General features: G+C 71.5%; 18 protein-coding genes. 7 read left to right on the top strand and 11 right to left on the bottom strand.

Annotated elements, in window-relative coordinates; genetic code table 11:
• Positions 1-78: 78 nt before the first annotated feature.
• Complete coding sequence (locus tag BMY89_RS15575; RefSeq protein ID WP_092380685.1) at positions 79-771, top strand: hypothetical protein; 693 nt, start codon at positions 79-81, stop codon at positions 769-771.
• A 15-nt stretch (positions 772-786) separates the two neighbouring features.
• Here the strand turns inward: BMY89_RS15575 and BMY89_RS15570 are convergent, their stop codons facing one another.
• The 4 genes from BMY89_RS15570 to mfd all read right to left on the bottom strand — a co-directional run bounded on the left by BMY89_RS15570 (position 787) and on the right by mfd (position 7,923).
• On the bottom strand, positions 787-2,406 hold the full coding sequence (locus BMY89_RS15570) for a DUF885 domain-containing protein (RefSeq protein WP_092380684.1): 1,620 nt from the start codon (positions 2,404-2,406) through the stop codon (positions 787-789).
• Between the two features lie 96 nt (positions 2,407-2,502).
• Positions 2,503-3,465 (bottom strand): nucleoside triphosphate pyrophosphohydrolase, encoded by a 963-nt coding sequence (locus tag BMY89_RS15565; protein ID WP_092380683.1) that lies wholly within the window; start codon positions 3,463-3,465, stop codon positions 2,503-2,505.
• Between the two features lie 2 nt (positions 3,466-3,467).
• Positions 3,468-4,253, bottom strand: coding sequence for a hypothetical protein (locus tag BMY89_RS15560; protein ID WP_092380682.1), 786 nt, complete (start codon positions 4,251-4,253; stop codon positions 3,468-3,470).
• A gap of 22 nt (positions 4,254-4,275) precedes the next feature.
• Positions 4,276-7,923 (bottom strand): transcription-repair coupling factor, encoded by a 3,648-nt coding sequence (gene mfd, locus BMY89_RS15555; protein WP_092380845.1) that lies wholly within the window; start codon positions 7,921-7,923, stop codon positions 4,276-4,278.
• A 229-nt stretch (positions 7,924-8,152) separates the two neighbouring features.
• On the opposite strand from mfd, the gene BMY89_RS15550 reads away from it, so the two are divergent.
• A complete protein-coding gene (locus BMY89_RS15550; protein ID WP_092380681.1) occupies positions 8,153-9,103 on the top strand; it encodes a cyclase family protein in 951 nt (316 codons plus the stop codon).
• Between the two features lie 100 nt (positions 9,104-9,203).
• On the opposite strand, the gene BMY89_RS15545 is transcribed toward BMY89_RS15550, so the two are convergent.
• Positions 9,204-10,244 (bottom strand): S66 family peptidase, encoded by a 1,041-nt coding sequence (locus BMY89_RS15545; RefSeq protein WP_092380680.1) that lies wholly within the window; start codon positions 10,242-10,244, stop codon positions 9,204-9,206.
• 145 nt (positions 10,245-10,389) lie between these two features.
• Between BMY89_RS15545 and ppc the strand changes: the two genes are divergently transcribed.
• Positions 10,390-13,176, top strand: a complete 2,787-nt coding sequence (gene ppc / locus BMY89_RS15540; RefSeq protein ID WP_092380844.1) for a phosphoenolpyruvate carboxylase — start codon at positions 10,390-10,392, stop codon at positions 13,174-13,176.
• A 116-nt stretch (positions 13,177-13,292) separates the two neighbouring features.
• Here the strand turns inward: ppc and BMY89_RS15535 are convergent, their stop codons facing one another.
• Positions 13,293-14,033, bottom strand: a complete 741-nt coding sequence (locus BMY89_RS15535; protein WP_092380843.1) for a hypothetical protein — start codon at positions 14,031-14,033, stop codon at positions 13,293-13,295.
• Positions 14,034-14,251: 218 nt separating this feature from the next.
• On the opposite strand from BMY89_RS15535, the gene BMY89_RS15530 reads away from it, so the two are divergent.
• Positions 14,252-15,421, top strand: coding sequence for a DNA recombination protein RmuC (locus BMY89_RS15530; protein WP_092380679.1), 1,170 nt, complete (start codon positions 14,252-14,254; stop codon positions 15,419-15,421).
• 158 nt (positions 15,422-15,579) lie between these two features.
• Positions 15,580-18,846: a S8 family serine peptidase gene (locus BMY89_RS15525; protein ID WP_092380678.1), complete on the top strand. Its 3,267-nt coding sequence runs from the start codon at positions 15,580-15,582 to the stop codon at positions 18,844-18,846.
• Positions 18,847-18,924: 78 nt separating this feature from the next.
• Here the strand turns inward: BMY89_RS15525 and BMY89_RS15520 are convergent, their stop codons facing one another.
• From BMY89_RS15520 to BMY89_RS15510, 3 genes are all read right to left on the bottom strand, one after another.
• Complete coding sequence (locus tag BMY89_RS15520) at positions 18,925-19,776, bottom strand: hypothetical protein (protein WP_092380677.1); 852 nt, start codon at positions 19,774-19,776, stop codon at positions 18,925-18,927.
• A 71-nt stretch (positions 19,777-19,847) separates the two neighbouring features.
• The gene (locus tag BMY89_RS15515) at positions 19,848-20,294 is read right to left on the bottom strand and encodes a hypothetical protein (protein ID WP_092380676.1); all 447 of its coding nucleotides are present in this window, start codon (positions 20,292-20,294) and stop codon (positions 19,848-19,850) included.
• Between the two features lie 46 nt (positions 20,295-20,340).
• Complete coding sequence (locus BMY89_RS15510; RefSeq protein WP_092380675.1) at positions 20,341-21,330, bottom strand: 4-hydroxy-3-methylbut-2-enyl diphosphate reductase; 990 nt, start codon at positions 21,328-21,330, stop codon at positions 20,341-20,343.
• 163 nt (positions 21,331-21,493) lie between these two features.
• On the opposite strand from BMY89_RS15510, the gene xseA reads away from it, so the two are divergent.
• A complete protein-coding gene (gene xseA, locus BMY89_RS15505) occupies positions 21,494-22,771 on the top strand; it encodes an exodeoxyribonuclease VII large subunit (RefSeq protein ID WP_092380674.1) in 1,278 nt (425 codons plus the stop codon).
• 78 nt (positions 22,772-22,849) lie between these two features.
• Complete coding sequence (locus BMY89_RS15500) at positions 22,850-23,080, top strand: exodeoxyribonuclease VII small subunit (RefSeq protein WP_170147693.1); 231 nt, start codon at positions 22,850-22,852, stop codon at positions 23,078-23,080.
• A gap of 11 nt (positions 23,081-23,091) precedes the next feature.
• On the opposite strand, the gene BMY89_RS15495 is transcribed toward BMY89_RS15500, so the two are convergent.
• Together BMY89_RS15495 and BMY89_RS15490 are read right to left on the bottom strand one after the other, a co-directional pair.
• On the bottom strand, positions 23,092-23,343 hold the full coding sequence (locus BMY89_RS15495; RefSeq protein ID WP_092380673.1) for a hypothetical protein: 252 nt from the start codon (positions 23,341-23,343) through the stop codon (positions 23,092-23,094).
• Positions 23,340-24,506 carry an acyltransferase family protein gene (locus BMY89_RS15490; RefSeq protein WP_092380672.1) on the bottom strand — a complete coding sequence of 389 codons (1,167 nt, stop codon included), beginning with the start codon at positions 24,504-24,506 and terminating at the stop codon, positions 23,340-23,342. The genes BMY89_RS15495 and BMY89_RS15490 overlap by 4 nt, the downstream gene beginning before the upstream one ends.
• Positions 24,507-24,590: the final 84 nt, after the last annotated feature.

The following is a 24,590-nucleotide window of genomic DNA, read 5'->3' as shown; positions in this document are numbered from 1 at the left end:
TCGGACATTCCCGGATTCTCGGGCGTCAACCGGCAACGGGTTTGCACGAGTGGGACCTCATCGATCAGGCTGGTCGCCATGCCCGCCGCCTCGACCACTCTCCGTACGCTCGCTGTGTCGGTCATCACGTTGCTCACCGTCACCGGCTGTCAGGCTTTCAATGACGCCGGGCGGACCATGGGGCGGGCTGACATCGTCAACGACCTCGCCGCCCGGATGGATCGGGCACTGGAGCTGACCTACTCGGCGGAGTACCAGCTCCGCGGCGGGCAGAGCGCGTCGTTCGCCCAGTCCCAGGACCCGGCCCGGTCCAGCTACACGTGGCCGGGCGGCAAGTTGACGGTCACCGACGACGCAACCACCCGGTGCGACGTCGACGGCGGGCGAACGGTCTGCACCCTTGAGGAGCCGCCCGCCCCGAACAGCAAACCCTCGGTGGTGGTCTTCGCCGAGGCCGAGCTGCAAGGAGTGGTCACGCCACCGATGGTGATGGGCCTGTTGACCAGTGCCGCGCTGGATCCGGGCGCGGTCATCACCGAGCGCAGCAGCACCGTCGCCGGCCACCACGCCACCTGCGTCGACGTGCGCCAGGACGCCGAGAGCTTCACCGCCTGCGTGACCGGGGAGGGTGCGCTGGGCAGCTTCACCGGCCAACTCGACGGCCAGCCGGTCGAGCTGGCGTTGAGCCGCTACGACGACCAGGTCGACGGTGGTGCGTTCGACCTGCCGGCGGGCGCCGGGGTGGTGGACCGGCGGACGGCCGGCCCCTGATCCCCGCGCCGGCCCTCACCGGCCGAGCAGGGTGCGCAGATGACGCGGTGGCGGGCTGCCGTGGGCGAGCATCTCGTCGTGCCAGTCGCGCAGCGGCACGTCCTGCGGACGCTCGGCGGCGACCTCGGCCAGCTCGCTGTAGCCGACGAAGTACGTGGACAACTGGGTCGAGGTGAGCAGCGCGCGGCGCCACTTGCCCGCCGCCTCGCCCTCCTCCTGGAAACCGCGCTCGGTCAGCAGCGCCATCGCCTCGGCCTCGGGCAGCTCCTCGGCGTGCACCAACTGGTCGAGCAGCGCGTTGAGGGTCATCCGCAGCTGCATCTTCAGCTGCTGCAGCCGCACCGGCAGGCCACCGAAGCCGTACCCGACCATCAGCTCCTCGGCGTAGACCGCCCAGCCCTCGACGAACGGGTCGGAGCGGGTCAGCGCCCGCACCCGGGTGGAGCCGGCGTACCGGCGGGCGTGGGCGAGCTGGAGGAAGTGACCGGGCATCGCCTCGTGCACCGTCAGGTTGCGGATCATGTGGTCGTTGTACTCGCGGTAGAACGACTCGGCCCGGCGTGCCGGCCAGTCCGCCGGGGTGGGAGCGATGCAGTAGAACGTCGGCACGTCGGCGGTCTCCAACCCGCCGGGCGCGTCGCAGTAGGCCACCGCGACACCCCGGGCGAACTGCGGCATCACCTGGATGACGCACGGGTCGTCCGGCACGGTCACCAGGTCGTGGGCCCGAACGAAGTCGCTCGCCTCGTCCAGCGTGATCGAGGCCAGGTCGACGATGGTGTGGTCGTCGGGGTGTTCGGCGGCGAGCAGGTCGAGTGCCCGGCGTACCGTCTCGTCGTCGGCCGGGCCACCGACCAGCTCGACCGCCGCCGCGCGGATCTCCTCGGTGACCCGGTCGAGGTTGGCCCAGGCCCGGCGTTGGATCTCGGCGGCGCCCAGCTCGGTGTCGAGTGCGTGCCACAGCCGCGCCTCCCAGCGCCGTCGGCCCAGCCGGGGATCGCGGCCCGGACCGGCGTCGGCGGCCAGGTCCGTGCGCAGCCAGGCGACGAACTCGTCCAGCGCGGCGAGGGCCGCGGTGGCGGCTGGTTCGATCCGGTTGGACAGTGCGGGCGCCTGCGCCAGCAGCGCCGGTACCTCGTCCCGGACCAGCATCGCCGCGCCGGTGAACTGCCCGACCGCGGTCTCGGCGTGGATGTGGGGCACATCGCGCAGCGTCGCGCGCGCGGTGGCCAGCGCGTCCGGTACGGCGGCGAGCCGACCGGCCAGCGCGGTCAGCCGGATGTCGACCGGCGCGTACGGGCGGGCGACAATGGCGTGCAGCAGTGGGCCGGGGTTGTACGCGAGCGGATTCCACTCGTGCGCCCGGATCTCGGTCAGCTCGAACAGTTCGCGGTCGACGAGGCCGGCGAGCAGGGCGTGATCCACCTGCTCCTCGAGTTCGAGGGCGTCGACGTCGACCTCACACAACACGCTCGCCGCGTCGGCCAGCATCGCCCGGTCGGCCGCGACCGCGTCGGCCGAGAAATCCGGCAACCGATCGTCGAACCGATGGTCCCCCGCCGCCCTGGCCACCCCGGGCCGACTGGCCAACAACGCCTCGACAACCCGCTCCCCCACCACCTGGAACCGTTCCACCCGACCGACCCTACCCACCACCGCCCCGCTCGATCACCCCGTTGATCAAGAAGTTTGCGTCGGCCGGAGCGGCCATTCCCGACCCAAACTTCTTGATCAACTCAGCTCGGTGGTGCGGATGGAGTGGGCGTGGGTGAGGGTGGTGCGGCGGAGGGCGGCTTCCGGGTCCAGGGCGGCCTCGCGGGCCTGGGCGACCAGGGCGAGCAGGGTGGCGCCCAGGGCGGCCTCGGCGTCCGGCTGTGCCTGCGGCACCGGCAGCGGGACGCCGAGCCGATGGGCCCGCTCCAGGATCTTCGCCGCCAGGGCGAGCGCGGGCTGGCTCAGCGCGATGCCGTCGAGCACCGACTCGCGCGCCTTCTCGGCCTGTTTGATCCGCTCCCAGTTGGCGGTGATCTCCTCCAGCGTGCCCGCCTCGGCACCGGCGAAGACGTGCGGGTTGCGCCGGATCATCTTGTCGACCAGGCCACCGGCCACATCGTCCACGGTCCACCGCTCGTCCTCGGGCAGCTCCTCGGCCAGCCGGGCGTGCAGCACCACCTGGAGCAGCACGTCACCCAACTCCTCGCGCAACGCGTCGGTGTCACCGGCGCTGATCGCGTCGTACGCCTCGTAGCACTCCTCCAGCAGGAACCTGGCCAGGCTCTGATGGGTCTGCGCCCGCTTCCACGGGTCACCGCCCGGCGAAAGCATCCGGTCCAGCACCGCCACCGCGTCGAGCAACCGGGCCCCCGGCGGATCCCACGAGCCGTACATCAGCTCCAGCTCCGCCAGCCCCGGTTCCCGGGCCAGCCGCAGGCCGAGCTCCCGGGCCAGCGACTCGTCGCCGGCCGGGCCGGCCAGCCAGACCACCGTGTCGTGCGCCGCCGCCGCGTCGAGCAGCGCGGGCACCGCCGGCCCGTCGAGCACCTTCACCTGCGCGCCCGCCACCCGCAGGGCCGTGGTCAGCTCACTCTCCGCCCCGGCCAGCACCGGAGCGGCGCGTACGACATCCCACGCGGTCGCCGTCAGCAGACCGGCCGGCAACCGGGGCGAGGTCACCAGCAACACGATCCGGCGCATGCTCAGCCGTCGGTCGGCTCGGTCGGCTCGGTCGGCTCGGTCGGCGTCAACTGCGGCTTCGGGGTGGAGATGTCGGTGACCGTGTCGGAGGCCGGCTCGCCCAGCGGAACACCCACCGCGATGTTCTGCCCGGTGAAGCTCAGCACCGGGAACACCAGCGGCCGGTACCGGGGGTTGACCGTCACGTCGTACGCCTCGACCGCTCCGCTGAGCGAGTCGCGGCTGGCCAGGGCCTGGCGCAGCTGATCGCCGTCGAGCTGGGAGGCGGCCTGCTCGACGGTCACGTCGGCGGGCACCGCACCGGCCCGCTTGCCGGCCGCCACCAGGTCGATGAGCTCCTGCTCGGTCGGTGCCACCGGAGCGCCGACCGGGATGCCGGACAGGCAGGTGTACAGCTCGGCCACCTGCCGCACGTACTCGGTCTCGGGGTTCAGGCCGACGCCCTGGGCGACCTGCGCCGGCTCGACCTGACCCTGCGACTGGTAGCCCTCGGCGGCGGAGATCCGCTCACAGACCTCGGTGAGCACCAGGGTGCTCACCACCTGGCTGCGCCCCGGCAGCTGCGGCTCCTGCCCGGGCAGCTGTGGCTCCTGCCCCGGCAGCGTCTCGGCCACCTCGGTAGGGGTCGGGTTCTTCGACCGCGCGTCCTCGATCACCGCGGTGACCGCGTCCTCGGTGATCCGGTGGTCACCGACATAAGCGGCGACGCCAGGCTCGGAACGGCAACCGGCGAGGGCGACGAGGCCGACCGCCACGCTGGCGACGGCGACTAGACGGCGAGCACGCATGCCCGTCACTCTCTCATGCCCCCTACCCACCGGTGACACCGGCGGGTACGCCGAGGACGTCGGAGAGCAACTGGGCACACCACTCCAGCAGGGCCTGGTCGCGCAGCGGCTCGCCGCCGACCCGGCGGGTCGTCGGACGGGGCACGCTGACCTGGTCGAGGGCCACCTTGTAGACCGAGTCGGGGTGGTAGCGCTTGAGCCGTAGCTGCTTCGAGTCCGGCAGCGGCAACGGGCCGAACCGGAGGTGCTTGCCCTGCATGCTGACGTCGGTGAGGCCGTAACGGCGGGCCAGCAGCCGGAACCGGGCCACCGCGATCAGGTTCTGCACCGGGGCCGGCGGCTCGCCGTACCGGTCGGTCATCTCGGCGGCCACCTCGCGCAGCCGCTCGTCGTCGCGGGCCTCGGCCAGCTTGCGGTACATCTCCAGGCGTAGCCGTTCCACCCCGACATAGTCGTGCGGCAGGTGCGCGTCCACCGGGAGGTCGATCTTGACATCGCTCTCCTCCTCCGGCCGCTCGCCCTTGAACGCCTGCACCGCCTCGCCGACCATCCGCACGTAGAGGTCGAACCCGACGCCCTCGATGTGCCCGGACTGCTCGCCGCCGAGCAGGTTGCCGGCACCCCGGATCTCCAGGTCCTTCATCGCCACGTACATGCCGGCGCCCAGCTCGGTGTGCTGGGCGATGGTGGCCAGCCGCTCGTGTGCGTGCTCGGTGAGCGGCTTGTCCGGTGGGTAGAGGAAGTACGCGTACGCCCGCTCCCGACCTCGACCGACCCGACCCCGGATCTGGTGCAACTGCGCCAGACCGAGCAGGTCGGCCCGCTCGACGATCAGCGTGTTGGCGTTCGGGATGTCGATGCCGGACTCCACGATCGTGGTGCAGACCAGGACGTCGAACTCCTTCTCCCAGAAGCCGACCATGACCTTCTCCAGGGCGTCCTCGCCCATCTGGCCGTGCGCCACCGCCACCCGGGCCTCGGGCACCAGCTCCCGCAGCCGTCGCGCCGTCCGGTCGATCGACTCGACCCGGTTGTGCAGGTAGAAGACCTGGCCGTCGCGGAGCAGTTCCCGGTGGATCGCGGCGGCCACCTGGCGGTCGTCGTGCGCCCCGACCGCGGTGAGCACCGGGTGCCGCTCCTCCGGCGGGGTGGCGATGGTGGACATCTCCCGGATCCCGGTGATCGCCATCTCCAGGGTGCGCGGGATCGGGGTGGCCGACATGCTCAGCACGTCGACCGCGGCCCGCATCGACTTGAGGTGCTCCTTGTGCTCGACGCCGAAGCGCTGCTCCTCGTCCACGATGACCAGACCCAGCGACTTGAACCGGGTCGCCGCCGCCAGCAGCCGGTGGGTGCCGATCACGATGTCGGCGGTGCCGTCGGCCACCGCCGCGAGCGTCTGCTCGGACTCCTTCGGCGTCTGGAACCGGGACAGCTGCCGGATGCTCACCGGGAACTGGCTCATCCGCTCGGCGAAGGTGTTGTAGTGCTGCTGCACCAGCAGCGTCGTCGGCACCAGCACGGCCACCTGCTTACCGTCCTGCACCGCCTTGAACGCCGCCCGTACCGCGATCTCGGTCTTGCCGTAGCCGACGTCGCCGCAGATCAGCCGGTCCATCGGGACGCCCTGCTCCATGTCCCGCTTGACCTCTTCGATGGCGGCGAGCTGATCGGGCGTCTCCTGCCAGGGGAAGGCGTCCTCCAGCTCCCGCTGCCACGGGGTGTCCGGGCCGAAGTTGTGGCCCTTGGACGCCTTGCGCGCGGCGTAGAGCTGGATCAGCTGGGCGGCGATCTCGCGGACCGCCTTGCGGGCCCGGGCCTTGGACTTCTGCCAGTCCGAGCCGCCCATCTTGTGCAGGGTGGGCTGCTCGCCGCCGACGTAGCGGCTCAGCTGGTCGAGCTGGTCGGTGGGGACGAAGAGACGGTCGCCCGGCTGGCCGCGCTTGCTCGGCGCGTACTCGATGACGAGGTACTCCCGGGAGGCGCCGTTCACGGTGCGCTGCACCAGCTCGACGTACCGGCCGATGCCGTGCTGCTCGTGCACCACGTGGTCACCGGCGCGCAGCTCCAGCGGGTCGATGGTGTTTCGCCGCCGGCTCGGCATCTTCCGCATGTCGCGGGTCGAGACGCCCCGGCCGCCGGTGACGTCGCTGCCGGTGAGCAGCACGAACCGGGCCGCCTCGTCGACGAAGCCGCCGGTCAGGCTGCCGCAGGTGACCAGCACCTCGCCCGGGGCGGGAGCGGCCGGCACCTCGTCGGTCATCCGGGCGCCCAGGCCGCCGTCGCGCAGCACCTCGACCGCCCGCTGGGCGGGACCGTGCCCCTCGAAGACCAGCGCGATCGACCAGCCCTCGCCCGTCCACCGCAACAGGTCGTCGACCACCCGGGCGGTCTCGCCGTGGTAGAGCGGTGCGGGCTGGGCGGCCAGGGCCACCGCGATCGCGTCGTCGGGGGTGACGTCGACCGCCTCCGGCTCGTCCTCCCACGGCTGCCGGGTGGCGGCGACGCCTGGCTCTGCCAGCCCGAACGGGGACAGCGTCCACCAGGGCTGACGCAGCGTGGCGGCGGTCGCGCGTACGTCGGCGAGGGTGCGGAAGGCGGCGGCGCCGAGGTCGATCGGGGCCTGGCCACCGACGGCGGCCGCGGCCCAGCTGGCCTGGAGGAACTCGTCCGAGGTACGCACCAGGTCGTGTGCCCGGGTGCGGATGCGTTCCGGGTCGCAGAGCAGCACGTGGGTGCCGGCCGGCATGCAGTCCAGCAGCAGCTCCATCGAGTCATCGCCGATCAGCGCCGGTGCGAGCGACTCCATCCCCTCCACCGGTACGCCGCCGGCCAGCTTGTCGAGGATCTCGGCCAACTCGGGATGCTTCTCGGCCAGCGCGGCGGCCTGTTCGCGGACCGCCGGGGTGAGCAGCAGCTCCCGGCAGGGCGGCGCCCAGAGCAGGGCGACCTGCTCGATGGTGCGCTGGTCGGCGACGGCGAAGGTGCGGATCTCCTCCACCTCGTCGCCCCAGAACTCGACCCGGGACGGGTGCTCGTCGGTGGGCGGGAAGACGTCGAGGATGCCGCCGCGCACGGCGAACTCCCCCCGCTTGGTGACCAGGTCGACCCGCGCGTACGCCATGTCGGTGAGCCGGCGCACGACCTGCTCCAGGTCGGCCTCGTCGCCGGCGGCGAGCCGCACCGGTTCGAGGTCGCCGAGCCCCTTGAGCTGGGGTTGCAGCACCGAGCGGACCGGCGCGACCACCACCCGCAGCGGGCCGGTGCGCCCGTGCGCGTCGGCCGAGTCCGGATGGGCCAGCCGGCGCAGCACGGCCAGCCGCCGACCTACCGTGTCCGAGCGGGGCGACAACCGCTCGTGCGGCAGCGTCTCCCAACTGGGGAAGACCGCCACCTGCTCGGGCGGCAGCAGGCTGCCCAGCGCGGCGACGAGATCCTCGGCCTCCCGGCTGGTGGCGGTCACCGCGAGCACCGGCCGGCCGGCGCCGCTGCCGCCATCCGGGCCGGTGGGATCTGCCGCGACGGCGGCGACCGCGAACGGGCGCAGCGCCGACGGGGCGGTCAGGTCGAGCCCGTCGACCTGGGCAGCGCCGGAGCGCGCCAGGTCACGGACGCGGGCGAGACCCGGGTCGGCCAGGGCAGCGGCGAACAGTCCGGTGAGCGCAGGCATGATCACTTCCGAGGTGGCGACACGACGATCACCCCGCGTCCGACCGGACGGGGGGTTATACCGGTCGACACTATCTCTCCGGACCGACGATCCACCGCCGCCCAGGGCCACCGCCGCCCAGGCGAGCACGGCGGCGGGCGATTACCGCGCCCGGGCGGGCCGAGCTGGATCCCTGACCGGGGGGCCGAACGAGATTGACGTCGGTGCGCGGCTGTGGTCGGCTGCCGAGATGAACGGGGAATATCGTGCGCAATTCGACGCCGAAGTTGTCTTCGCCAACGGCGGTGGCCTGAGCACCGACGGATTCCGGCTCGACATCTCCGGCAACGGGATCGACGACGCCGACCTGGCGGCGCTGTTCGTGCAGCATCTCGGACTGCTGATGGTGGCTGAGGTGCGGATCACGAACAAGACGATCGTCGAGGAGGCCCACAAGGGCGGACGTGCCGTCCCGGCGGCCAGCATCTCGGCTGCCGGCGTCCCGGCCGCCGGCCATCCGGCCCCCGGCAACGGTCGCCGGTTGGTGGAGCTGAGCCACGTGATCACCGACGGGATGAGCACGCTGCCCGGCTGGCCGGCACCCCGGATCACGCAGTGGTTGACCCGCGAGGCGTCCCGGGAGCACTACGCCGCGGGCACCGAGTTCGAGGTGGCCCGGATCGACATGATCGCCAACACCGGCACCTACCTGGACACCCCCGCCCACCGGTACGCCGACGGCGCTGACCTGGCCGGCACCGCGCTGGACCGCCTCGCCGACCTGCCCGGCCTCGTCGTACGGCTGCCCGCCGGCACCCGCGCGGTGGACCGCCTGCTGCTGGCGCCGTACGACGTGGCCGGAAAGGCCGTGCTGCTGCACACCGGTTGGGACGCGCACTTCGACACCGAGCGGTACGGCGCGCCCGAGGCGCCCTACCTGACCGGGGACGGCGCGGAGTGGCTGGTCGAGGCGGGTGCTGCCCTGGTCGGCATCGACTCGATCAACATTGACGACATGTCCCCGGCAGCGGCCGGTCAGCGCCCCGCGCACAGCGCCCTGCTGGCCGCGCGCATCCCGATCGTGGAGCACCTGACCGGGTTGGCCGGGTTGCCACCGGACGGCTTTCGGTTCACCGCCGCACCGCCGCGCGTGGCCGGCATGGGCACCTTCCCGGTCCGCGCCTTCGCCGTCGTCGGGTGAGCACGCGTGCATGGTCCACCCCGTATCGGCGGGCTGGCGGCTCCGTGCCCGCCGCAGCGCCGCCAGCCCGCCGGTACGCAGTCGACCAGACCGGCCGGCGTCAGTAGCGCACCGAGATCCGGCGGCTGACCGCGTCCACCCGCACCTCGCCGCCGTACGGGATGATCAGCTGCGGGTCGGTGTGGCCGAAGTCGACGTCGAAGACCAGGAGCGCGTCGGGGGCGTACTCGGCGAAGGCCCGGGTGACGGCGGCGCGCTGCTCCCCGGCGTACGCCGTCTTCTCCTGCGGGGTGAGCCGGCGGCTGAACTCCCACGCCTTGGCCCGGCCGACCAGCGCGGCGGGGAAGCCCGCGAGCAGGCCGCGCTCGCCCAGGTTGCGCAGCATCCGGTAGACCTCGACGGCCGGTGGCAACTCCTCCGAGGTCTCGATCAGGAAGATCGAACCGTGCAGCGACTCCGCCGGGGCCACCCGGTCGGCGGCGAGCAGCCAGTGCAGCACCTCCAGGTTGCCGCCCCAGGTGCGGCCGGTGACCACCGTGGCCGGCCCCTGCCAGTGCCAGCCCGCGCCGGGGAACATCACCGGCTCGACCGCCAGGGATCCGGGATCGTTCCAGTCGCCTGGCTCGTCGCCCCACTCGGCCGCCGGGGTCAGGTCGTACCAGTCGGAGCCGAACAGCGCGGCGCGCAGCGAGTCGGCGGTCAGCGGGTGCAGTGCGCCGGGCCGGCCGAGGTGCACCAGCACCGACCCGCCGTGGTAGCCGACGATCCCCAGCCGGTGCAGGTGGTTGAGCACGTTGGTGTTGTCGGAGTAGCCGAAGTAGGGCTTCGGGTTGGCCCGCAGCACCGCGTCGTCCAGGTGCGGGGTGACGGTGATCAGGTCGTCCCCGCCGACCGTCGCCAGCACGGCGGTGACCGTCGGGTCGGCGAAGGCGGCGGTCAGGTCCCGGGCCCGGTCGCGCGGGTCGGCCCCCATGATCCGGGTGGTCGGGTACTCCTCCGGCTCCAGGCGGTACTCCTCGCGCAGCCGGTGCAGCCCCAGCTCGTACACGTGGGGGAAGAGACCTGGCAGGCCGGCGGAGGGTGAGACGACCGCGACCCGATCACCGGGCCGGGGTTTCGGGGGGTAGCTCAGCGACGACATGTCCCGACGCTACCGACCGGGACCAGTGGTTTTCCCAGGCCGAGCCAGCCCGAATCGGGGGCCCCTCCTTACAACCCGGGTCCGCGCGGATACGATCGAGGAAGTCGGACAGCGCTGTCCTTCGTACTCACGTAAGGAGCGCATGGTGACCGACCAGCACGATCATGACGGCCCCGACGCCGCCCTGCGCGCCGACATCCGCCGCCTGGGCACGCTGCTCGGGCAGACCCTGGCCCGCCAGGAGGGGCGTCCCCTGCTCGACCTCGTCGAGGAGATCCGCGCCCAGGTCCGCACCGACGCCCCGGCCGCAGCCCGGCGGCTCGGCGGGCTCGATGTGACCACCGGCACCAAGCTGGCCCGTGCCTTCTCCACCTACTTCCACCTGGCCAACATCACCGAGCAGGTGCACCGGGCCCGTGACCTGCGTCGCCGTCGCGCGATCCAGGGCGGCTGGCTGGACCAGGCGGCCAAGATGATCGCCGAGCGTGGGGTGCCGGCCGAGGAGATCGCGTCGGTGGCCCGCCGGTTGGCGGTACGCCCGGTCTTCACCGCCCACCCGACCGAGGCGGCCCGCCGGTCGATCCTTTCCAAGCTGCGTGCGATCGCCGACGAGCTGGACGCCGAGACGGCCAACGCGATCCTCTACGGCGCCAGCGACGAGGGCCCGGCGAACCGGCGGCTGGCCGAGCTGCTCGACCTGATGTGGCAGACCGACGAGCTGCGGCTGGACCGGCCGGACCCGACCGACGAGGCCCGCAACGCCATCTACTACCTGCGCGACCTGTACGCCGAGGCCGCCCCGCAGGTGCTCGACGACCTCGCCGAGACGCTGCGTACCCTCGGCGTGGAGACCTCGCCGACCGCCCGGCCGCTGACCTTCGGCACCTGGATCGGCGGTGACCGGGACGGCAATCCGTTCGTCACCCCGACGGTGACCCGCGAGGTGCTGGCCATCCAGCACGAGCACGGGCTGACCGCCACCGAGGCGGCGATGGAAGAGCTGATCAACGAGGTGTCGGTGTCCCGCCGGCTGCGCGGCGTGTCGCTCGACCTCTCCGCCAGCCTCGCCGCCGACCTCGACGCGCTGCCCGAGGTGGCCCCCCGGTTCCGTCGGGTCAACGCCGAGGAGCCGTACCGGCTCAAGGCCCGCTGCGTACGCGCCAAGCTCGCGAACACCCGGGCCCGGCTGCGGCAGGACACCCCGCACGTGCCGGGGCGGGACTACCGCGGCTCGGCCGAGCTGATCGCCGACCTGGACCTGCTGCGCGCCTCGCTGGCCCGCAACTCCGGTCAGCTCACCGCCGTCGGCCGGCTCGCCTCGACCATCCGCACCGTCTCCGCGTTCGGCCTGCACCTGGCGACCATGGACGTCCGCGAGCACGCCGAGAAGCACCACGAGGTGCTCGCCCAGTTCTACCGGGCGGTGGGTGAGGTCGACGACTACCCCTCGTTGACCCGGCAGGAGCGCACCAAGCTGCTTGCCGACGAGCTGACCGGCCGCCGGCCGCTGTCGACGGCGGACACGCCGCTGACCGAGTCGGCCCGCAAGACGTTCGACGTGTTCAGCACCGTCCGCGAGGCGCAGGACCGGTTCGGCTCCGAGGTGATCGAGTCGTACATCATCTCGATGACCCTCGGCGTGGACGACGTGCTCGCCGCGGTGGTGCTCGCCCGCGAGGCCGGGCTGGTCGACGTGCACACCGGCCGGGCCCGGGTCGGCCTGGTGCCGCTGCTGGAGACGCCGGCCGAGCTGAAATCCGGTGGTGAGCTGCTCGACGAGCTGTTGTCGTTGCCGGCGTACCGGGCGCTGGTGGCGGCCCGGGGTGACGTGCAGGAGGTGATGCTCGGCTACTCCGATTCCAACAAGGAGGCCGGCATCACCACCAGCCAGTGGTCCATCCACCGCGCCCAGCGCGCGCTGCGGGACGTGGCCGCCCGGCACGGGGTGCACCTGCGGCTGTTCCACGGCCGGGGCGGCACGGTCGGGCGCGGCGGCGGCCCCACCCACGACGCGATCCTGGCCCAGCCGTACGGCACGCTGGACGGCGCGATCAAGGTGACCGAGCAGGGTGAGGTCATCTCCGACAAGTACACGCTGCCCGCGCTGGCCCGGGAGAACCTGGAGCTGAGCGTGGCCGCCGTGCTCCAGGCGACGCTGCTGCACACCGCGCCCCGGCAGCCCGCCGAGATGCTGGAGCGCTGGGACGCGACGATGGACGTGGTCTCCGAGTCGGCGTTCCGGTCGTACCGCTCGCTGGTGGAGGATCCGGACCTGCCGGCGTACTTCTGGGCGTCCACCCCGACGGAGCTGCTCGGCGCACTGAACATCGGCTCCCGGCCGGCTAAGCGGCCCGACACCGGGTCCGGGTTGTCCGGGCTGCGCGCCATCCCCTGGGTCTTCGGCTGGACCCAGACCCGGCAGATCGTGCCCGGTTGGTTCGGGGTGGGCGCCGGCCTGGCCGCCGCCCGGGAGGCCGGGCTGGCCGACGTGCTGGCCGAGATGCACCGCAATTGGCACTTCTTCCGCACGTTCCTGTCGAACGTGGAGATGATGCTGACCAAGACCGACCTCGGCATCGCCCGCCGGTACGTGGAGACCCTGGTGCCGAAGAAGCTGCACCCGATCTTCGACAAGATCGAGCAGGAGTACGAGCTGACCCGGCGGGAGGTCCTCGCGGTCACCGACTCGCCGGACCTGCTGGAGAACTCGCCGGTGCTGCAGCGCACCCTCGCGGTGCGCGACACCTACCTGGAGCCGCTGCACCACCTTCAGGTGGCGCTGCTGCGGCAGTACCGCGACTCCGGCGCCGCCGGCCGTGCGGTGGCGACCGCGCCCGGTGGCCGGCGCGCGCCCAGTGACGGCACCGCCCTGGAGCGCGCCCTGCTCACCACGGTCAACGGCATCGCCGCCGGCATGCGCAACACCGGCTGAGGGGCAGTAAGGAGGGGCCCCTTGTTAACGCCTCCGGTAGAGCAGGGGCCCCTTATTAACACCAGACCGTCAAGCGGCAGCCGGCGTCGCCAGACCCGGAACGGTCGGCGTTGGGGTCAGAAATCGCCGCCGCCGAAATCGCCACCGAAATCGCCGCCACCGAAATCGCCACCGAAATCGCCACCGGAGTCGGCCCCGACGTCGCCCGGGTCACCGACGCCCTGCGCAGCGGCACCGGCGTCGTAGCCCGGATCGCCGAAGGACGGCGAGAAGAGCGCGTCGGCGATCAGCAGGCCGCCCAGCACCCCGACACCGGCGCCCAGTGCCGTCTTCCACCAGGGGGTGGAGTACCAGCCGGCCGGCACCGGCCGGCCGCGCACCTGCCCGCCCGGGTAGTAGTAGGGCGTGTCCTGGCCGGGCTGCGGGCCGGCCTTGAAGGTCTGGCCCTGCACCTGCACCTGACGCGGCACGGTCAGCTGGCCGGCGCCGCTCGCCGCGGCCAGGGGCGGCAGGTCCGGCCCCGGGTCGATGCCGAGCGCGAGTCGGGCCGCCCGGATGTAGGTGAGCCCCTCCACCGCCGTCTCCCGGGCGAGCCGGTACTGAGTGACGGTCTGGGCCTGCTCCAGCTGCGAGCCGGCGGCGTGGTAGCGCTCGGCGGCGTCGGCCAGCGCCTGCCGCACCGCCGGATCCTCGCCACCGAGGTTCATCACCTGGCCACCGAGGCGCTCGTACCACCGTCGGGCGTCGGCGCGTACGTCGGCGAGGTCGCGGGCCTGGCGCGTGGCGCGCTCCCGCCGCCACCAGATCAGCGCACCGCCGAGCACCACCACGAGAAGTACGACCAGTAGAAGTTCCACCACTCCAACGTACCCACCTGCGGCCATCGGCCGACCTGTTGCCCGACCGGAGCGCGCGGCAGCCGGGCCGCGAGAGGACCGGAACGCGAGGCGACCGGGCAGGGCGACCGGAGCAAGCGGTCGGACCGGGACGGCCGGCGCGAGACGGCACCAACCGGTCGGCGAGGCGCGGGGACCCGTCGGGGCGCGAACGGCTCATCTTTGGCAAGCTCCTGAGGATGGAGCTCTCGACCCTCGCGGTTGTCGTCGTCTGCCTCGGTGCCGGCGGCGCGATCGGCTGGTTCGCCGCCCGGTCCCGCGCGGCGACCGAGATCGCCCGGTTGGACGCCACCCTGCGCGCCACCCGCGAGGGCGAGGGGCGGCTGGAGCAGTCGATGCGGGCGTTGAACTACGAGGCGACGGCCCAGTCCCAGGAGGCGGTCGCCCGGGCGGTGGCCCCGCTGCACGAGACGCTGCGCCGCTACGAGCAGCGGGTGTCCGAGCTGGAGCGTGACCGGGTCGACGCGTACGCCGAGCTGCGCGAGCAGGTGCGGTCGATGAGCGTGGTCTCCGGCGAGCTGCGTACCGAGACAAAGCAGCTGGTGGCGGCGCTACGCGCGCCGCAGGTGCGCGGCCGGTGGGGCGAGCACCAGCTGCGCCGCATCGTCGAGGCCGCCGGCATGCTGGAACACTGCGACTTCTCCGAGCAGGTCACCGCCACCATCGACGACCAGACGGTACGCCCCGACCTGGTGGTCCGGCTGCACGGCGGGCGCAGCGTGGTGGTCGACGCCAAGGCGCCGTTCGACGCGTACCTCACCGCGATGGAGGCGCGCGACGAGCGGGGCAGGGACGCCCAGCTCGACATGCACGCGAAGCACCTGCGGGCACACGTCGACGCGCTGGCCGCCAAGTCGTACTGGGCGGCGTTCGAGTCCACTCCCGAGTTCGTGGTGCTCTTCGTGCCGGCGGACACCTTCCTCGACGTCGCCCTGCAACGTGACCCGACGCTGCTGGAGCACGCGTTCGCCCGCAACGTGGTGCTGGCCACCCCGGCCACGCTGGTCGCGCTGCTGCGTACCGTCGCCTGGTCGTGGCGGCAGGAACACCTGGCCCGCAACGCGGTGGCGGTGCACTCGCTGGCCCGAGAGCTGTACGGGCGGCTGTCGACGCTCGGCGACCATGTCGGCAAGCTCGGCGCCTCGCTCGGTGGCGCGGTGACCGCGTACAACCGGGCGTTGGGGTCGCTGGAGGCGCGGGTGCTGGTGAGCGCCCGCAAGCTGGCTGAATTGGGGGTATCGGATCAGGAACTGACAACACCGGGGCAGGTGGAGCTGGCACCCCGGCAACCCCAAGCGCCAGAACTGCTGGCGGATTCCACTTCAGATGATCGAACTCGGTCGAACTGATTGGATCACTATCACCTTCGATGTGACAATGCGCGTCTCGCATATCACGAGATGGTCACAACGTACCTGCCGGTAGTGACATCGACGGTCGACACCACGAAGGATGCGCTCACGCGCGCCCTGCATCTGAGGGCCCTGTTCTCTGGAGGAAAGAGAACGTGAGTAAACCCCGAAACCTGAGCCGGCGTACCTCCGCCGCGCTCTTCGCCTCGGTCATGGCGGCCAGCGCCGTGACCGTGGCAGGCGGTGCCGCCACCGCGAGCGCCGCTCCTGCCGGATCCGACGCCGCGCAGGCCACCCCCGCCGAGGCGCTGGGCCAGCACGACGCCAAGCTGCTCGCCGAGGCGGAGGCGAAGAACGCCCCCACCGTCACGATGATCGTCGCCACCGACAAGGGGAAGGCGAAGGACGTCGCGGACGACCTCACCGACCTGGGCGCGGCGGTGACCGAACGCTACGACACCATCGGTTACGTGCTCGCCAAGGTGCCGACCAGCAAGGCGCTCAAGGCCGCCGCGCTGCCCGGTGTCGCCGTGATCGACCTGGACGAGAAGATCCAGCTGCCGGACCCGAAGCCCGAGGTCGTTCAGGGCGGCCAGAAGGGCGCCAAGCAGGGCAGCACGCTCAGCGGCCCGGGCGCCAAGACGGCCGCCGACAACCCCTACATGCCGACGGGCGAGACCGGTGCGGTCAAGTTCGTCCAGCAGAACAAGAAGTGGGACGGCCGCGGCGTCACCATCGGCATCATGGACTCCGGTGTGGACCTGGAGCACCCGGCGTTGCAGGAGACCACCACCGGCGAGCGCAAGATCGTCGACTGGGTCACCGCGACCGACCCGTTCGAGGACGCCACCTGGCGGCCGATGATCAACCAGGTGACCGGGCCGACGTTCACCCTGGCCGGTCGCACCTGGACCGCGCCCGCCGGCACCTACCGGTTCAACGTGTTCAGCGAGAACACCACCAACAACAGCGAGCCGGGCGGTGACGTCAACCGCGACGGTGACAACACCGACCAGTTCGGCATCCTCTTCGACCCGACGACGAACAACACCTGGGTCGACAGCGACCAGGACGGCGACTTCACCGACGAGGCCGTGATGCGGCCGTACAAGGAGAAGTTCGACGTCGGCTACTTCGGCACCGACAACCCGGCGACTCCGATCACCGAGCGGATGTCGTTCGTCGTCGAGTACCGCAAGAACGTCAACACCACTCCGGTCGGCGGCCCGGGCCTGGTCGACTACGTCAACATCGGCATCATCGAGGGCGCGCACGGCACGCACGTCGCCGGCATCACCGCCGCGAACGACATGCTGGGCAACAGCGCGTTCGACGGTGCGGCCCCCGGCGCCAAGATCGTTTCCTCCCGTGCCTGCTCCTGGGGCGGCGGCTGCACGGCCGCCGCGCTCACCACCGGCATGGCCGATCTGGTGATCAACCGTGGGGTCGACGTCATCAACATGTCGATCGGTGGCCTGCCGGCGCTCAACGACGGCAACAACGCCCGCGCCACCCTCTACAACAACCTGATCACCACCTACGGGGTGCAGATGTTCATCTCGGCCGGCAACTCCGGCCCGGGCGTGAACACCATCGGTGACCCGTCGGCGTCGACAAACGTGGTCAGCGTCGCCGCCAGCGTCAGCAAGGACACCTGGCTGGCCAACTACGGCTCGGTGGTCAAGAAGAAGAACGCGCTGTTCAACTTCTCCTCCCGCGGCCCGCGCGAGGACGGCGGCGCCAAGCCGAACATCGCCGCCCCCGGCTCGGCCATCTCCACCACCCCGGTCTGGCAGGCCGGCAGCCCGGTCGCCGAGGCCGGCTACGCGCTGCCGTCGGGTTACGGCATGTTCAACGGCACGTCGATGGCCTCACCGCAGGCCGCCGGCGCTGCCGCGCTGCTGCTCTCGGCCGCCAAGGCCACCGACAAGGGCATCACCCCGGAGATGCTGCGCCGGGCGATCTACACCTCGGCCAAGCCGATCGCCGACACCCCCACCCAGGGGCAGGGCTACGGCATGTTCAACGTGCCGGGTGCCTGGAAGCTGCTCAAGAAGGGTGTGCAGACCCGCTCGTACACCTCCGACGCCCCGGTCTGCACGGTGCTCTCCGACCAGTTGGCCACCCCCAACCGCGGTACCGGCGTCTACAACCGCTGCGGCTCCGCCGACGGTGGGCACAAGGTCAACCAGTCGAAGTCGTACCAGGTCAAGCTGGTCCGGACCAGCGGCCCGGCCGGCAACGTCAAGCACAACGTCGGCCTGCGCGGCAACAACGGCACCTTCTCGGCGCCGAAGACCGTCACGCTGCCGCTGAACAAGACCGTCACCATCACGGTCACCGCCAAGCCGAAGACCGCGGGCGCGCACGGCACGATCGTGACCGTCGACGACCCGGCCACCAACACGATCGACTTCGAGTTCTCCGCCGTGGTGGTGGCCTCGAACGACGTCAACAAGCCCAACTTCGCCTACTCGGCGCAGGGCTCGGTGGATCGGAACAGCACCACGTCGTACTTCGTGACGGTTCCCCCGGGCGCCGGTGCGCTGCAGGTGAACCTCTCCGGCATCGCCACCGGGTCGCAGACCCGGTTCATCGCGTTCAACCCGTGGGGCGTCCCGGTGGAGAGCACCTCCAGCCTGGCCTGCTTCACCAACCATGTCAGCACGGTCGTCTGCAACGCCTTCGAGCGTGACTACCAGAACCCGATGCCCGGTGTCTGGGAGATCGAGGTGGAGTCCCGGCGGACCTCACCGTCGCTGAACAACCCGTACCAGATCCAGGCACGGGTGCAGGGCGTTGCGGTCGAGCCGGCCGTGGTCGAGCTGCCGTCGGTCACCGCCGGCGTCGCGACCCCGGTCACCTGGACGCTGAAGAACACCTTCGGCCCGGTCTCGGTGACCGGCCAGGGCGGCCCGCTGTCCAGCACGCACTCGGAGCGGCCGACCATCGTCGAGTACGCGACGCAGGAGTTCACCGTGGATGTGCCGGCGGGCGCCACCAGCTTCACCGCCCGCATCGGTAACACCTCGAACGCCGGCGCCGACCTCGACCTGTTCGTCTACCGCGACGGCAGTCTGGTGGGCTACAACGCGGACGGCGACTCGGAGGAGTTCGTGACCCTGGCCAACCCGGTCGCGGGCACCTACACCGTCGTCGTCGAGGCGTACTCGGTCGACGGTGCCGGTGGCAGCACCGAGTACGACTACCGGGACTCGTTCTCGTCCCCGGCGTTCGGCACCCTCGCGGCGTCGGGCGGCACCCTCACCCTGGCGCACGGTGCCACCGGCACCATCTCGGGCACGGTGACCGCCCAGTCCGCCCCGGCCGCGGGCCGGGCGCTCTACGGTGAGCTGTCCGTGGTGACCACCGACGGTGCGGTCGTCGGCCGCGGTGCGGTCTCCGTCGGCGCGGTGAACTGACACCACCATCCGCACCACCAGGAAGCCCGTCTCCGGTTCTCCGGAGACGGGCTTCCGTCTGTCCATCCGCCCGGGTGGCTACTGGTGAGACCGGCTGCCCGGCTCGGCCCGTTCCGCGTGGCGGGCACACAGACCCACCACGAGCAGCAGTAACGCGGCCAACTCGACGGCAGTGACGGCGGCCGGTCCGGGTGCGGGCAGGAGCGCGGTGGCTTGGAAGGCGGCGGTGAACGGGGTGCCGCGTTCCGCGTACGGCAGCGGCAACGGCGCGAGGGCCGCGTCGAGGTGTGGCAGGGCAACCAGAGCCAGCAGGGCGGCGCCCCCGGCGGCGAACCGCCGCCCGCCGCCGGCCAGCAGAGCGGCCAGAACGATCGCGCCGAAGGCGAGCGCGAGGGGCGCCAGCACCGCCAAGCCGGCGGCGGCGATCGTCTCCATCCAGGACGGCCCGCCGGAGTCGGCCCCCGATGGTTCCCATGCGGCGAGGTGGACGTCGAGCAGGCGGGCGACGGCGTACCCGCTCACCAGCACCGCCGCCAGCACGGCCCCGCCGATGACCCGCAGACCCGGACGGGCTGCGTGCCGCCGCTCGGTCACCACCAGCACGAGGACGAGCACGAGGCACGCCCAGGTCAAGCGGAGACCGGTTGCGAAACCCGTGGTCAGGTCCACCGACCCGGGGCGAAGTACCTGCCAGCTCCGGACGGCGGGATCGGCCTGCATCGTGATCCACGCGTCCACGACCAGCACGGCGAGCGCCACCGGCACCCCCCAGGGCCGGGGGGACGGCCGGGCGGTCAGGGCGTACGCCGACAGCAGCAGCAACGCGGCCACCTCGGCCTCGCGCAGCAGGGGAAGACCGGTGAGGATGCCGACGACGTGAACGACGGCGAGCGTCCCGGCCGCCGCAGGAAGGATCGGTCGGTACCGCACCGAGGCATCCTGCCATCAACTGATCCACACCGCCGTCCCGTACTGCCGGCGACGGCGGCCCGGAACCCCGCTCAGCCGCGCTTGGCCGACGCCACCACGAACGGGGTGCCCTGCTGGCAGGTGGTCATCATGCTCGGGTCGGCGCGGCCGGTCACCGTCACCGTCGCGCCAGCGGTCAGCACGTCGCGGGGCCCGCCGAGCAGCAGGTAGCCGTCGAGCAGCAGGCAGCCGGGCTCGACCCCGGAGTCGATCCGGCCGGTCAGGGTCACCTCGCCGGTCGTCGGTGGCTTCGTCGGGCCGCTCGGCCGGACGGTCGGCCGGGTGGTCGGGGCCGTCGGGTCCACCGGGTCGGAGGGCGGGGGCGCGGATCCGGTGGGATCCGGGGTCGGCAGCTCGGTCACGGGTGACGCTCCCGTCGGGGTCGGGGTGGCGGAGCCGTCCCCCGCGTCCTGACCGCCACAGGCGGCGAGCGCCGTGCAGACGATCAGCGCGGCGGCAGCTATCCGAAGGGTTCTCATGCCCAGCTCTGACGCAGCAGGCCGGTCAACCGTTCCATCGGGCGGATCAGCCCTGGGCCGCCGCGGCGGCCTTCATGTCGCGCTTGAGCTCCTGTGGCAGCGAGAAGGTGAGCCGCTCGTTCGCGGTCACCACCTCCTCCACGTCGGTGAAACCGCGCTCGGCGAGGTGCGCCAGCACCTCCTGCACCAACTCTTCCGGCACGCTCGCGCCCGAGGTCAGGCCGACCGTACGCGCGCCGGCCAGCCAGGCGTCGTCGATCTCCCGGGCGAAGTCGACCAGGTGCCCGGCGCGGGCGCCGGCGTCCAGCGCCACCTCGACCAGGCGCACCGAGTTGGATGAGTTACGCGAACCGACGACGATCACCACGTCGCACTCCGCCGCGATCTCCTTGACCACGTGCTGGCGGTTACTGGTGGCGTAGCAGATGTCGTCGCTGGGCGGCGACTGGAGCATCGGCAGGCGCTTCTTGAGCCGGGCCACCGTCTCCATCGTCTCGTCCACCGACAGGGTCGTCTGCGACAGCCAGACCACCTTGTTCGGGTCGCGCACGGTGATCCGGTCGGCATCCTCCGGGCCGTCCACCAACTGGATGTGCTCCGGGGCCTCCCCGGCGGTGCCGATGACCTCCTCGTGGCCCTCGTGGCCGATGAGCAGGATGTCGTAGTCCTCGGCGGCGAACCGCTTCGCCTCGTGGTGCACCTTGGTCACCAGCGGGCAGGTCGCGTCGATCGCCTTGAGCGAGCGCTCCTTCGCCTGCTCGTAGACCTCGGGTGCCACACCGTGCGCGGAGAAGATCACCGTGGCGCCCTCGGGCACCTCCTCGTTCTCCTCCACGAAGATCGCACCCTGCGCCTCCAGCGTCCGCACCACGTGCTTGTTGTGCACGATCTGCTTGCGCACGTAGATCGGGGCACCGTAGAGCTTCAGCGCCTCCTCGACGGTCTGCACCGCCCGGTCGACGCCCGCGCAGTATCCGCGGGGCTTGGCCAGGATCACGCGCTTGCCGGTCCGGGAAGTCCTCTGCGCCTCAGTCACCCCTTCATCGTACGTGCCACCGCAGTACCCGGCAGCGGCCGCCAAACCGTCTCGCCCCACCCCACCCCCTCGCCCACCGCGGTGATCAAGAAGTTTTGGTCGACGAACCCGCCCACCAGGACCAAAACTTCTTGATCACGGGGGGAATCCGTAGGGTGGGTGGGTGGATTCGGGTACGGGCGGGAAGAGCAGCTCGGAGGAGCCGTGGCCGGTACGGGTGGTCAGCCAGAAGATCGGCGCCTGGGTCGCCCGGCTCGGCTGGGTGTGGGTGGACGGGCAGGTCGCACAGATCAGTCGGCGGCCCGGCGCCAGCACCGTCTTCCTGACGCTGCGTGACCCGTCGGCCGATCTGAGCCTCACCGTCACCACCAACCGGGACGTGCTCGACTCCGGCGCACCGGAGCTGCGCGAGGGCGCTCGCGTCGTGCTGCACGCCAAGCCGGAGTTCTACGCCGCCCGGGGCACGCTCAGCCTGCGCGCGGACGAGATCCGCCAGGTCGGGCTCGGCGAGCTGCTGGCCCGGCTGGAGAAGCTCAAGAAGTTGCTCGCCGCCGAGGGGTTGTTCGACCGGTCCCGCAAACGCCGACCTCCTTTCCTGCCACAGCGGATCGGGCTGATCACCGGCCGGGCCAGCGCGGCCGAACGGGACGTGCTGACCAACGCTCGCCGACGCTGGCCGGCGGTGGAGTTCCGGACGGTGAACGTGGCCGTCCAGGGTCCCGGCGCGGTCCCACAGATCGTGGACGCGCTCAAGGTGCTGGACGCCGATCCGAGCATCGACGTGATCATCCTGGCTCGCGGCGGGGGTGGCATCGAGGATCTGCTCCCCTTCTCCGACGAAGCGCTCTGCCGGGCCGTTTTCGCCTGCCGCACCCCGGTGGTCAGCGCGATCGGTCACGAGACGGATACGCCGCTGGTCGACTACGTGGCCGACGTCCGCGCGTCGACACCCACCGACGCGGCCAAGCGGGTGGTACCCGACCTGGCCGAGGAGATCCGCCTGATCAGCCAGGCCCGGCACCGCCTGCACCGGGCGGTGCGCAACCTCGTAGACCGCGAGTCACACCGCATCGACGCGCTGCGCTCCCGGCCGGTGCTGGCCCGTCCGCAGGTGATGGTCGAACAGCGGGCCACCGACCTGGCCGCCCTACGCCAACGCGCCGGGCGCTGCCTGGACCACCGACTCGATGCCGCCGACGACGACCTGCGGCACACCCTGGCCCGGCTGCGCGCGCTCTCCCCGGCCGCCACCCTCGACCGCGGGTACGCGATCGTGCAGCGCGCCGACGGCCACGTCGTACGCGCGGCCACCGAGGTGGCCCCGGGCGACGCGCTACGGGTACGCCTCGCCGACGGCGAACTGTCCGCCACCGTCGAGGATCACCCCCCACCTCCCGTCGGCCGTGAAGTTGTCGCCCAGGTCGATCTCCCTGCCGGGTAACAACCTGGTGGTCGACCCGGCAACGGCCGGTAGGCGTGGGCGGTGCGGTGGGCGGGGGTGTCGGCTGGTTGTGCTGAGATGGGTGCGATGACTGACGAGAAGACGAGCGGGTCGGACGAGCGACTCAGCTACGAACAGGCCCGTGCCGAGCTGGCGTCGGTGGTGGAGCGGCTGGAGGCCGGCGGCACGTCGCTGGAGGAGTCGCTGGCGCTCTGGGAGCGCGGCGAGGCGCTGGCGGTGATCTGCCAACGCTGGCTGGACGGTGCCCGCGCCCGCATCGACGCCGCCCGCCAGGATCCGGCGGGCTGATCAGGCCGCGATCACTCGAAGTGCTCCCACAGGTTCGGCCAGTCACGATCGGCGAGCGGGCTGGGTGCCTGCTCCACCAACCAGGCCAGCCAGTGCAGTACGGACGCCTGGCCGATCTGTAGCACCGCCGCGCCGGCCGCCGATCCCGGTTCGCTGACCAGTTGGATCTCGTCGTCGAGCCCAAGCTGCGAAACCGCCTCGGTGAACCGCTGGACCGCCTGCCTGAGTTCGGCATCCGTCTCCGGGTCGAGCCGGGGGTTCATCCGGCCCGCTCGACTACCGGCGGCTCGGTGGGCGTGCGGTCCCTGTTCGGGCGCGCCCAGCGACGCATGAGGGGATGCTCGACGAAGGTGTAGAGCACGCCGGCGATGAACAGCGACAGCAGGAACGTTCCGACCAGGAAGAGGATCCCGCCGGCGATCGTGAACTGCCGGGCATCGTAGAGGTATCCGACCCACGACTGCCCGCTGTAGGCGGCGTGTACGCCCACCAGAACGGTGAAGTGCACGAGATAGAAGCCGTAGGTCAACTCACCTGTCCAGACCAGCCACGGACGGTTCAACAGGCGGGTTCGCCCGGCCAGGTCCGCTGCCGCGCACCCGGTGACCAGCAGGGCGAGCGGAATCAGGAAGAGCGCCTGGTAGCCGCCCATCAGCTCGATGTCGAGCGTGACCACGTACATCACAATGATGATTGTCAGGGCCAGGATCGGACGGATGCGCGGCCATTGTCCAGCTATCAGGATCCGAGCCATGAGCATGCCGACCAGAAACTCGAAGAGTCGGGCGACCGGTGAGGCGTAGAGCAGCCATTGCTGGATCGCGGGCTCCGTGGTGACGGCCTGCGCGTCGTACGACCAGTACTCGTTGACGATGAGAGGCATCGCGATCGCGCCGCCGGCGATCAGCGCCGTCGCCGCCCACAGATGCCGCCGCGGAATCCGGTTGACCAGGGCCAGGGTCAGCGGGAACGCCAGGTAGAGCAGGAGTTCCACCGAGAGTGACCAGGTCGGGATGTTCACCGCATTCAGCCACAGCGTCGGGTGGGGCCACCAGGACTGAACCAGGAAGAGACTCGCCAGGGCATCCGTGGTGGCGAGCTGCCCGCCAGCGACCACAATCATGATCAGCATCGCGGCGTAGACGAGCACGTGGTTGGGGAAGATCCGCACCAGCCGTCGCCGCCAGAACCGTCCGGCGGTGTCCTCCGGACGGTGCGACCAGAGCAGCACGAAGCCGCTGAGGACGAAGAAGTAGGAAAGCCCGAGCGGGCTGGCGTTACGGGCCAGATGGAACAGGGACTGGTTGACATCCGGGTCGGCGAATATCTGAAGCACCGCCCCGTGACCGAAGAAGACCAGGCTGGCGGCGATGATTCGCAAACTCGTCAGCGATGGCAGGGCCCGCCCGGTCGATGAACTCACCATTACCTGAACATATGTTCGACACCGGTTCCGCTCATCTTTCCCGATGCGCAGACGAGCGCATGACGGCGCGGCGGGAGCCGGTGC

This window comes from Micromonospora phaseoli, from assembly GCF_900109115.1.
Taxonomy (GTDB): Bacteria; Actinomycetota; Actinomycetes; order Mycobacteriales; family Micromonosporaceae; genus Micromonospora; species Micromonospora phaseoli.
The sequence above is the reverse complement of the archived record's forward strand: the minus strand, read 5'-3'. Positions and strand labels throughout refer to the sequence as shown.